This is a genomic window from Streptomyces sp. NPDC002265, assembly GCF_040296125.1.
Lineage (GTDB): Bacteria > Actinomycetota > Actinomycetes > Streptomycetales > Streptomycetaceae > Streptomyces.
The window spans coordinates 1-10916 of record NZ_JBEOWS010000328.1; the positions used below are offsets into that span (position 1 = coordinate 1).

Sequence of the window (10916 nt, forward strand, 5' to 3'; positions counted from 1 at the left end):
CGGCCCCCCCGCCGGGGCCTCCCCCCAACGTTCGCGCCCCGGCGCGGGGGCGCCGGCGGACGCCGCGACCGCCACCGCCCACCCGGGACGTTCCGGGGCGGAGACGGCCCACGGCACGACACTCGCCGTCAGCTCGTACGACAGCAGGACCCGACGCGCGGTCATCGCGCCGAAGGCCGCGCACCGCCCGTCGCCCTCGTCGGCTCCCTCCCCCTCCGGAACGCCCCACCGCGCCGCCGTCGGCGACGTGATCGCCAGCGCCCCCGCGCCCGGCGCACCGCACGGACTGCTCGCCAAGGTCACCGAGGTGGTCGGCGAGACGGACGCGGGCACGGAGGTGCAGACCGAACCCGCCACCCTCAACGCGCTGCTCGGCGACGACACGGCACGCGGTACCGTGCCGGTCGACCCGGCCGCCTTCGACGTCGAGAAGCTGCTGCCCGACGTCGACCTCTCCTGGACCAAGGCGGGCGACGTCCACGTGGGCCCGCAGGGCGCCGAGGTCCCGCTCGGCAGCCTGCGGCTGGACGTACGGGCCGAGGTGCCCACCGCCGCGGGCGCACCCGCCTCCGCCGCCGCCTCGGTCTCCGGCTACGTCCAGGTCGCCCCGCAGGTCGACTTCCGCTACGGCGGCGAGGGCCACGAAACCGCACCCGCCTCCGCCTACCTGGGCGTGTCCGGCGACTGGACCTCGGGCTGGGCGCTCAAGGGCCGGGCGGCGGCCGCCACCACGCCGGTGCGCATCCCGTTTGCCAAGCTGCACGCGGACCCCGTGCTCCAGGTCGGACCCGTCCCGGTCGTGGTCAACCTGGACCTCACCTGCTACGTCCAGATCAGCGGCGACGGCACCGTCACCGTCGACGTGGAGCAGGACGTCAAGGGCGGTTTCCGGGCGGGCGGCACCTTCTCCCCCGCCAAGGGGTGGACCCCGGTCAGCTCCTCCGACATGACGGCCACGCCGGTACGGACCTCGGTCACCACGGCGGGCTCCGTACGGGCGGCGCTCGGCGCACAGGCGACCGTCGGCCTGTACGGCGCCGTGGGCGTCGCCGCCGACCTCGCGCCCTACCTGCGCGGCGAGGCCACCGGCACGGTCACCGGCAGCGACGGCAGGCTCGACGCGAAAGCCGTATGGGCCGTGTACGGAGGTGTCGACCTCAGCGGCACCCTGCGCCTGCAGCTGGCCGTCTTCGGCACCCCCGTCCTCCAGCGGGACCTGCCTCTGGGCACGCTGCACCGGGAGTGGAAGCTGGCGGGCGGCGGCACACCGTAGCCGACAGGCGTCAGGCCGCGCCGTCGGGCACCCAGCCCTGGCGGCGCGGCACCGCCGACATGTCGGTCGCCTCGTAGTGCCCGCCCTTGAGCACCTCGCCGCCCGCACGCCGCGCGACCTGGCCGTCAGGCCCGTCGACGTCGATGCCGTGCAAGAGGGCGGTGCCGTACGCGATGCAGCCGACGTCGGCCGACTCGCGGGCGAGGCCATCGAGCGCCGAGGCGACCGACGCCTCGGCCCTCGACAGCCTCCTCCGCGAGCAGCTCCCCCTGGTGCGCCGGCTGCGGCAACGCCTGGACCACCGCCGCCACCTCCCCCTCGTCGCTCCCGCAGTCATCCCGGACCGGATGCCGTCCCACCACGGCGGTAAGGGCACGAAGAAGGGCTTTCGGGAGAAGAACTTCGCGGCACTGCTGGACGCGGCTCACCAGCAGCTCGGCGGACCCGTTGTGCTGATGCGGGGCAACTGCACCCGGGTTGACCGCCTTCCGCTTCCCGCCGTACACGCCCGATCCGCCGCACCCGGCCGACGGCGTGTGGGCACACCTGAAGAACGGCCTGGGCAACCTCGCCCCGTGCAGCGCCGACGAACTCGCGGTCTGCTGGACGGCTTCATCGCCGAATCCGGACTGATCTGATCCCTGCTCCGTCGTGAAGTCACCCAGACCCGAAAACCTGAGTAGCGGCTCAGCCGGGGTAGCGCTGTCCCGGAACACGTAGGAGCCTCCAGCGCGGAGTTGCAGCCAGAGCGGGCCGCTGCATCGCCGATGCCGACCGGCAGACGTTCGAGTAGCTCTCGCCTCAAGCGGTTACACCAGCAGATGCACAGCAACTGACCCAACATGTGGCGTCCTATTGGGAAGTTCCCCATGCCGCACCGGCGCCTTGTGCCACTCACACGCCCCTCATCCGGGATCCGTGCGCAACAACGAGAAAGAGCGGGAGACAGTGCCACTGTCTCCCGCTCTTCCATGTCGGTATCCGCCCTGGTCAGCACCTGATTGCTGCTGCCCCTCGGCGAGTGCCCCCGGCAGGATTCGAACCTGCGCACACGGCTCCGGAGGGCGCTTGCGTCCCACGTATTTCAGCCGGTCAGGGCCCTAGAGGTGGCTGACCGTTCCACTTCGGTCCGAGAATGGTCCACAGAAAGGAGACGCTAGCCGTCCCCTGCTGCGCTCCGCCGAAGGCTGTGGCGCTCCAGAAGAACGCCAGCCCAGTTAGCAAGGATCAGCTAACCAGTTTGCGGAAACGCTCAAATAGCAGCCGAAACTCGCCCGGGTAGGGTTGCTCTTCGTCTTCGGCATCGATTCTATTCGGGTCAACAGGGGTATGTGTTGTGATGACCTCATCGACGAGAGCTGAAAGATCGCTGTCGTCGAGGAGGAGCACGAACTCATGGCGACTGAGCGCTGTGTCCCTGCAGCGTTGGAGGAAGTGTTCCTTGTCCGTGAGGGACCGGCATAGCAGCAGTCCCACCTTTCCACGTAGCGGCGAGAACCTGCCGCAAAGTTGATCCAACTCGGGGTTCCCGAGCTCCGAATGATAGTTCTTACACTCGACGAATATGTGCGAGCTCGGATGGCCCTGTCGTGTTATCCACCCGAAAAACCCTTCAGTTGCGTTGTTCGTGTATGTGATATCAACTCGCTTCCTGGATTGATCCAAGGGCTGTTCAACAACCGGATAGGTTAGCCAAGGGTAGAAGATCGCACTAAGGAGTGCGTGCGCCCTGTGATGATAGGTAGTGGCATTCTCGACGCCGGGTGGCGTGTCAAGTACGTCGCTGAGAAGGTTGCGGTAACTGACCGGCTTGGTCCCAGTGGCCTGGCTCAACTCATCGTGATCGAGAGGGCGGGATGGCTTTTTGCGCTTTTCCTCCTTGTAGGTGCGGAGAACTTGGGAGCGGGTCAATGTCAGATCCACCATCTTTTCCTTGTCGCCGCCGTACTCCTTTTCGACGTCCATCTTGGTTACGAATTTTCGTCCAGTCTTGGCGGTCTGCACGAGCTTGCTGCCTGGCTTGTCGAGCTCCTCGTCTTGCAGTGTCGGCGCCAAGTGGTTCCTAAAATACTCCTCTTTGGTCAAATGCAGATCGTGGCGGACGATTACCTTGGGCACCAAGAGCAAGGGACTTCCTGGTACCAGCATGCGAGTATTTCCTTCTTCCCACTCGCAGGTTGAGTGATTCCAGACAAGTCCGCTGTACACGCCTTCTTGAAGCTTCATGCCGTAAATAGAGGCCATTGACTGTGTGTACGAGATCAGCATCCCGCGAATAATGTTCGTGGTCACATCCGAAATGATGTCTTTACCGATGCCTTCTATAAAGAGGGCCGTATCCTCCAGATCCTCAAGCAGGCCAGTCTCTGCGGCCCGACTCACCACTAGGTTGTTGGTTATGCGTTGCACGAGATAAGGACCCAGACCTCGACCGCGCGACTTCCCTTTTGACAGGCCGAAGTGCGTCTCGTTTGGCTCCTGCAATCGAACAAGAAGCTCGCGGAGCCTGTCCTGGTCGCCAGCGTTGATTGCGTCCACCACACTATGAAAGAAGGTTGAAAGCATCGTGTGACACTGGCTTGACCACTCATCTGGAAGGTTCTTTAGCGTGCTCGGGTCGATATAGACTGGGGTGTCTTTTTCTACATCCACATCAACGAAGTCGAGAGTCGGCTGCGTTCGCCCCAGCTTGTAGTATTCGGAAACACGCATTGACGCCCCCCAGGTTCGTCGACCGGTCTTCCGCAGATCGACATCAATACCCACGCCTAGATTTTTGTACGCTCAACAGCGCCGACTTGGCTGAAAGTAGGGTCCGGGCGGGTCTGCGACTGGGCAGAGGCGCCGGCACGAGTCCGGGACGGCCCGGCTTCTCCAACGAGCAACTACCGGGCGGGGGGTTGCCTGCGGCGGACGTGTCGATGTCGCGGGATGGGACGTTCCGAGCCCTGCTGGGTGAGCAGGATTCGAGTGGGGATGGGGCGTGGAGCGGGCAGTACTCGAACGGGGAGTTGGTGGGCAACGATAAGGTGCCCGTGGCCGCTCTGGCCGCTCTGGCCGCTCTGGCCGCTCTGGCCGCTCTGGCCGCTCTGGCCGCTCTGGCCGCTCTGGCTGCGCTCCGCTGCGGCGGTTCGCACGTGGTTTGGGAGGGGCTACATCTGCTGCGCCGCTCCCCCTTATCCGTGGACATCGGCTGCGGCACATGTGCCAGCGGGGCATCGAGACTAGGAACCTGTCCCACGCCGTGGAGTTGCGCGGCCGGCATCAGCAGCCGATTCACCTGGGGCAGATCGGGCCTGTCGGCGGCTCCTGGACGTTCATGTTGTTTCTCACCGAAGGCGGCAGCAGGTTGACCGCGTGCATCGGCGTGCGGCGGACTCAGGTCTGAGCCCCAGCCGACGACAGTGAGCCACGATGGCGGGTGTGCCGACCGATCACGCGCGCAAGTATGCCTTGCCGTACTCGCGCAGGGCTCAGCCACGCTGCTGGTGTCGTCGGCCAAGGCAAGCTGTGACGGCTGGCGCGCGATCATGGCGCAGGAGCCCTCAGCTTGGGAAACTGCTGTCATTTGCGGCGGGTCGGGCGCTGACGTGGGCGCATGACGGGGCGGGAGCCTCGTCGGGCGTGGGTGGTTTCACTTTGATTCCCCGTTGCCCCACGTCCGATCTGGTGCGGTTGTGGTGTGCTGCCTGGTACCCGTACTGACGATCTGAGCGCGGGGACGTCCGTGTGGCGGTCCTTGCGTACTGCAGATCTACGAGGACGGGCCAATGACCGCGGGGAGGGTGGCCCTGGACAACTCTCCGCTTACCGCTCTCCATAGAGGAGGAACTGAGCCGCTCTTGCCGGCAAGGGCGGCGGCCTCAGCGACAGAGACCAGGATGAGTAGTGGTCCTGCTGAGTTATGGAGCCAGTTATAGAGCCAAAAGGTAGTGAAGCCTATCGCCGGGACAGCGATGTAGGCGGTCATATCGATCAGCGCCTGCATAAGTTTGCGGGGTAACAGCGCCGCAGTCACGCTCAGTTGGTGCCCGCTTCAGTGGGCTAGACTGGCGGACCGCGTGGCGGTCGAATCGGTGATGGGCCTTCGACCAGGCGGGTCCCACGTACCGAGATCAACATATCGAGGCCCTGATGGTGAGCACAGGCACGAACGCGATCGTCGTACTGACAGCCCTCTCGGTTGAGTACCTGGCAGTGACTGAGCAGTTGACGAACCTGAAGCGCGAAGATCACCCCACGGGGATGATCTTCGAACGTGGTGAACTGCCCGGTACGTCCTGGGAAATCTATGTGGCCGAGGCAGGTGAGGGGAACCAGGCCGCAGCGGTACTGACTGAACGCGCCCTTACGTGGCTCCACCCCCGGGCGGTGTTCTTCACTGGAATCGCGGGTGGGCGTAAACGAGACGTGGTCCTCGGAGACGTCGTCATCGCCACGCAGGTGTGGGGATACCAGGGCGGTAGACAAGGGATTGGCGGCTTCAAAGGTCGCCCACGTGCGTGGGAGACATCATTCGAACTGCAGCAGGCAGCCCGCTACGCGGGCCGCGGCCCGTGGACTGAGCGCATCTCACCGTTGACTGATCCTCTTCCCCGGATGCATTTCAAGCCCATTCTGGCTGGTGAGATCGTTCTGGACTCCTCCCAGTCCGCGTTGGAGGAGTACCTGGACTCGCACTACAACGGCGCTGCCGCTATCGAGATGGAGGGAGCGGGTTTTGCAAGCGCTGCACATCTGGCCGGTACAGTCCCATTCCTGGTAGTCCGTGGCATCAGTGACAAGGCCGACGGAACCAAGCAGGCGACCGACGCTACAGGTACCCAGGAGAAAGCCGCGCGACATGCTGCTGCCGCGACCCTGGCAGTGATTGTGGCGCTCCCCGAGCCTGTTGCCCTGCAAGATAGTGGTGCGAAGCCCAAGCTTGGGAATGCCAGGAACGACGCTCATGACACCGGGGCGGCAGATGTTCCGCTGGCGTCCGCTGACGGCCCAAAACAGACCAACAGGGCGGACCACGGGGGAGTGGTCTACGCCGTTCAGAACGGAAGCCAGACCATCAACCACGGATCAGAAGCCGGTGACCGATGAGAGAGGACGAAGAGCATGCCAACAACCGGCACGATGATCCTTCGCGCGCCCTGGGTGAGTCCGCAGCGACACAGACCAACCTAGCCGAGTCTGGTGGCACGGTCTATGCAGTACAGAACGGCGCTCAGACCGTTAACAACTTCTTCGGCACGACGGGATCCAACCCCTGGGTGGAACCCGAAGAGTACCTACGCAGGGTGAACAGGGGCTCGATCTATACGCATCGTTGGAAACTCGTCGGACGAGCTGCTGCCATGGAGAGCCTCCTGTCGTTCGCTGGAAACGAGCAGGGACGTGTGGCGCTTCTCGTCGGTAGAGGCGGCGTTGGGAAGACGAAAGTCTTGACTTCCCTGTGTGAAACCCTCGATGGAACACAGCTGCCCGTCGAAGTGCGTGTCCTGGACCAGGACTCTGGCCTCGATTCCGAAGCGTTCAAGCAATTGCCGACCACTGGCAAGCTGCTCGTGATCGTCGATGATGCTCATAGCGAAACCCTCCCGCTGGGGAGGATCATCGCTGGCGTCCAAGACGCCAACGGTACCGCCAACGTGCTGCTCTCCCTGCGGCCCTACGGGGTAGCTCACACACGTCGCGCACTGACCCAGACAAGCACGCACACAAGCGAGGCTCTCATGGTCGAGATCGGCGACCTGGAGTTCGACGACGCCCGATCTCTGGCTGGCGAGATCCTTGACGAAGCGGTGCGAGGTTACGCGCCACGGCTTGCCACAGCAGCACGGGACTGCCCTCTGTTGATTGTCACAGGGGCAGCGCTGATCAATAGTGGCTCTCTTGACCCTCGTGGCTTCGAAGGAGACGAGCAGCTTCACCTTGAGCTCACCGATCGTCTGGCTGAGGCACTGACAGCCGACTCCGCATCTGAGAAGGTGCGTCAAGACCTGCTTTGCGCGCTTGCAGCGTTTCAGCCCGTTCACATAGCAGAACCAGAAGTTCAGGCGTCGCTCGAAGCCGCGACCGGCTTGTCGTTCGACCTGTGCGTGCCACACCTGTCAGCCCTGGAAGACGCAGGGGTGCTGCTTAGACACGGCAATGCTGTGCGGGTGGTGCCGGACCTACTTGGCGATGCCCTACTAGTCAGGGCGGCACGGCATAGCAGCACAGGGCTTCCCACGGGCTACCTCAATAGGGCTATGGACGCCGCCCAAGGCACTGCGCTGGCCAACCTGGTGGTGAACGCCGGCCGCGTGGACTGGCAGCAGCAGGCCAAAGGCACTGACGGGCTGATCGAGCCCGTGTGGGCGCAGATCGCGGCAACCTTCCGTGCTGCTGATGCGCCCGAACGCGTGAGCATTCTCGAGGTGCTGGCCAAGGTCGCCTTCTTCCAACCGCGGCGAGCACTTGAGCTGGCCTCATGGGCAGTTGACAACCCTTGTGAGCCTGTCACTGTGGACGTCGGGTTCGGATTGAGGCACACCTACACGGACACCAATGTGCTCCACGCCTTGGCTCGTGTTCTGCAGGCTACGGCCTACCACTCGGAGTTCCTGCCGCAGGCAGCTGCCCTTCTTTGGGCCCTTGGACGTGATGACGCGCGCCCTGCTCACCAGCAACCCCAGCATCCACTACGGATTCTGGAGGAACTGGCCAGCTTCACCCGCCTAGGCCCTACCGACCGCCAGCAGATTCTCATTACCCAGGTCGAACGTTGGCTTGGGCGCGCACGCGGCGTTCCGTCCCTTCACCAGCCCCTGGGCGTGCTAGCTCCAATCCTGGCCACGGAGGGGCAGGACCAGGTGTGGACGCCTTCCGATTGGAGCCTGACCTTTCGACCCTATGTGGTGCTTCCCGTGCCGGAAGTCCTAGAGGTTCGTGAGGCGGTTCTGGATCTCGCATTCGAGGAACTGGGACGGCCCGAGCACGAACGTGCCTCAGCCGCCGTCTCTTCAATCGGTACGGCTCTGAACCTACCGAGGGGCGGGTTCGGGCTGGCGGTGACAGCTGAGATGCGCCAGCCATGGATCCCGCAAGTTGTGAGCACGCTCAACCGGCTGCACCGATACATCACTGAACACACGTTGGCACCCGCGATCCTGATCGCCGTCCGCACTGAGCTGAGATGGCTCGCACAGTATGCCTCGGACGACCTGCGCCAACCCGCCCTGGCAGTTCTGGGTGCGATCCCCGCGACTTTGGACAATGAACTTGCCTGGGCGCTCCACGGGGGGCCAGCCGACCCCGCGACGTCTTCTGGCATCGTGGACTGGCACGAAAAGAGAGAGGGCCTCTTCGTCGATACTGCGGCAGCCCTCGGTCGCTGGACGGACGACGAGATCGCCGTACGCATCGATTCCCTGCTTCGTGAAGATCGCAGGGTATTCGGCGCGGACGATGGGCGAGCCCGACCATTCATCTCAACATTGGTGACCAACCGCCCCTCCTTGGGCGAAGCACTCTGCGAGCGTGCCAGGTCTGAGCCTACGGGCGTACTAGTGTCACTGGTGTCGGTCGTCCTGAACGCACTGGGGAGGGTTGCAGGCGATCGCGCAATTCACTGGGGTCGAGTGCTCCTCGACGTTGGCCATGTCGAGCTTGCGCGGGAGGTGGCGCACGCCTTTGGTATCCAACGCGGACGCACCGAGCTGCTGGCCAGGGAGTCGGACCTGCTGCGAGCGCTTGTAGCACACGAGGACAGCACCGTTCGCATCGCCGCTCTCGGCGCCGTTCGCTCCCTTGCCGCCCAGCACAAGGATCTCGCTATCGAGCTGCTCACCGCATCGCCCGCAGAGCGGGGAGCTGGTGTCGACGAGTTCGCCCTGGCCGTGTCAGGTCCCCCATACGGCTCGCTGACCTGGTCGGACCTTTCCATCGAACAGCAGAATTCTTTCCTCGGCGTCTTGACTGAAGCACCCAAGATCGATAGCTATGAAATCGGACAATTTCTGGCGGAGCTTGCCCGTAAGGATCCCTTTGCTGTCGTCAAACTTCTCGAACAACGTGTGGAAGTCTTCTCAACGTCAAAAACCACTGGCTACTCCCCACTCCCTTACGCTTGGCAAGTGACACCGCCGTTTCGTGACCACGCAGAATTTCCAGCGTTGCTACGGCAGATATGCGAATGGCTCGCTGCTGACCCAGATTCATCCTGGAAAAACTATATGGGGGCCGACGTCTTCGCGCTCGTGGCCGGGCCATACGATGAACAGGTCACTGCAGTGATCGACGAATACCTTAGCGACGCCGATCACATAAGGATGAAAGTCGTCGCGACGATTCTGAGTAAAGCCCCCCGTGACCTCGTCTGGGACTCAGAATTCGTGCGCAGATGCTTGCGCGCTGCAGATTCTGACGGTGATGACAGTCTCAACAGGATGAAGAGCTCCTTGCATGCGGCCGTCATTTCCGGAATGCGCTCTACCTCTCCTGGTCAGCCCTACCCTGAAGACATCGAGCAGCGAGACAGGGCCACGGCCATTGCCGACATCTGCCGCAAAGGCAGCGTGGAAGAACAGTTTTATCGCGCACTCGCGGAATCCGCGCAGGAACGTATTCAGCGAGATGTGCGCGAACTCCCCCCGGACGGTCGATCTTGGTGATCATTCCACGCCATAATCGAGCCCTATTGTCCTGGCGGCAGGGCTATGCGCGTCTGTATTGCGCACGGTCGGTGAAGCCTCAATGGGCGAGGCAAGCGCCTGAGCGATCTTGAAAACCGTCGTGGCAGCGATGTCACCGTGGGTTCAAATCCCACCACCTCCGCACCGAGACCAGCGATAACGACCCCTGACCGGGAGAATCGGTCAGGGGCCGTTATGTTGGTCGGTGCCCGTAAGCGACTGCTGTTCCCCGGGGTTCCTCATTAGATCGGGCACGCTCGGGGCACGGCTTCCTCCTTCTGGCGGCCTGAACGGCACCGCAGAACGAAGGGCGAGACCATGACCGATAGACTTGGACCTCTTGAGTTCACCAACGGTGAATGGGCGATCGGCGACCCCGGCGGAGACCACGTGAGGCTGAGCAGGGCCGGCCTCTCACACCAGGTGCGGGGCGTCGAAGTTCAGTGCATAGCCTGGTCGCGCGTGGCCGGCATCGTGCTCAGCGTCCAGCCCCTTCGGCGAGATCACTCCAAGACGTTGCGAAAAGCGGCCGTGATCCTGTCCTGGCTTGGTGCGCCAACCGACCACGTTGGGCTCCCCGCCTCCATTCATGTGCTGACGCGTAGTCCGTACGAAGAGCAGAGCGCGGACTTCACTCATCATTCCCACAGGTATCCCCGGCGGGAGATCGCGGCCGCTTGCATGCTGCTCGATGAGGTTGTGACCAGCGGACAAGTCGCGCGGCTCGGCGATCCTGAGTGGTTGGCCGCCGTTGTCCGAGAGCTGAGCGGACACCGCTACGGCTCGCGCGCCACCTTCCCTCGTAAGCGGGCAATCAAAGAGGCCCTGGATTCCTGCGTCCTTTCTTCCGCGGCACGTTGACAGCGAGGCCGGTGGAGTCTTAGAGGGCGTTTGATCTAGGTGGATTGCCCTTTATCTCCTAGTACGTTCCTCGCCAGGTGGGTGTCGTCTCGTCCGTTATGCGCTTGGCGAGGTTG

General features: G+C 63.6%; 6 protein-coding genes and 1 pseudogene. 5 read left to right on the forward strand and 2 right to left on the reverse strand.

The genetic code is table 11. The features are described 5' to 3' along the window. A partial coding sequence (locus tag ABT085_RS37320) for a hypothetical protein (protein WP_351618584.1) occupies positions 1 to 1273 on the forward strand: 1273 nt, incomplete at its 5' end. A 10-nt stretch (positions 1274 to 1283) separates the two neighbouring features. Here ABT085_RS37320 and ABT085_RS37325 read toward each other — a convergent pair. Next, positions 1284 to 1551, reverse strand: a pseudogene (locus ABT085_RS37325) (pyrophosphohydrolase domain-containing protein); the annotation flags it as partial. Here ABT085_RS37325 and ABT085_RS46850 point away from each other — a divergent pair. After that, positions 1546 to 1911: a hypothetical protein gene (locus ABT085_RS46850; protein ID WP_502982900.1), complete on the forward strand. Its 366-nt coding sequence runs from the start codon at positions 1546 to 1548 to the stop codon at positions 1909 to 1911. The pseudogene ABT085_RS37325 and the gene ABT085_RS46850 sit on opposite strands and share 6 nt — an antisense overlap. A 589-nt stretch (positions 1912 to 2500) precedes the next feature. On the opposite strand, the gene ABT085_RS37335 is transcribed toward ABT085_RS46850, so the two are convergent. Continuing rightward, entirely contained in the window at positions 2501 to 4039 is a 1539-nt protein-coding gene (locus tag ABT085_RS37335; protein ID WP_351618590.1) for a DUF8370 family protein, read from the reverse strand. Between the two features lie 1368 nt (positions 4040 to 5407). Between ABT085_RS37335 and ABT085_RS37340 the strand changes: the two genes are divergently transcribed. The 3 genes from ABT085_RS37340 to ABT085_RS37350 all read left to right on the forward strand — a co-directional run bounded on the left by ABT085_RS37340 (position 5408) and on the right by ABT085_RS37350 (position 10800). After that, the gene (locus ABT085_RS37340) at positions 5408 to 6364 is read left to right on the forward strand and encodes a 5'-methylthioadenosine/S-adenosylhomocysteine nucleosidase (RefSeq protein WP_351618593.1); all 957 of its coding nucleotides are present in this window, start codon (positions 5408 to 5410) and stop codon (positions 6362 to 6364) included. Continuing rightward, positions 6361 to 9918: a hypothetical protein gene (locus ABT085_RS37345; protein ID WP_351618596.1), complete on the forward strand. Its 3558-nt coding sequence runs from the start codon at positions 6361 to 6363 to the stop codon at positions 9916 to 9918. Before ABT085_RS37340 ends, ABT085_RS37345 begins: the two co-directional genes overlap by 4 nt. Before the next feature lie 483 nt (positions 9919 to 10401). Next, the gene (locus ABT085_RS37350) at positions 10402 to 10800 is read left to right on the forward strand and encodes a hypothetical protein (RefSeq protein WP_351618598.1); all 399 of its coding nucleotides are present in this window, start codon (positions 10402 to 10404) and stop codon (positions 10798 to 10800) included. Positions 10801 to 10916: the final 116 nt, after the last annotated feature.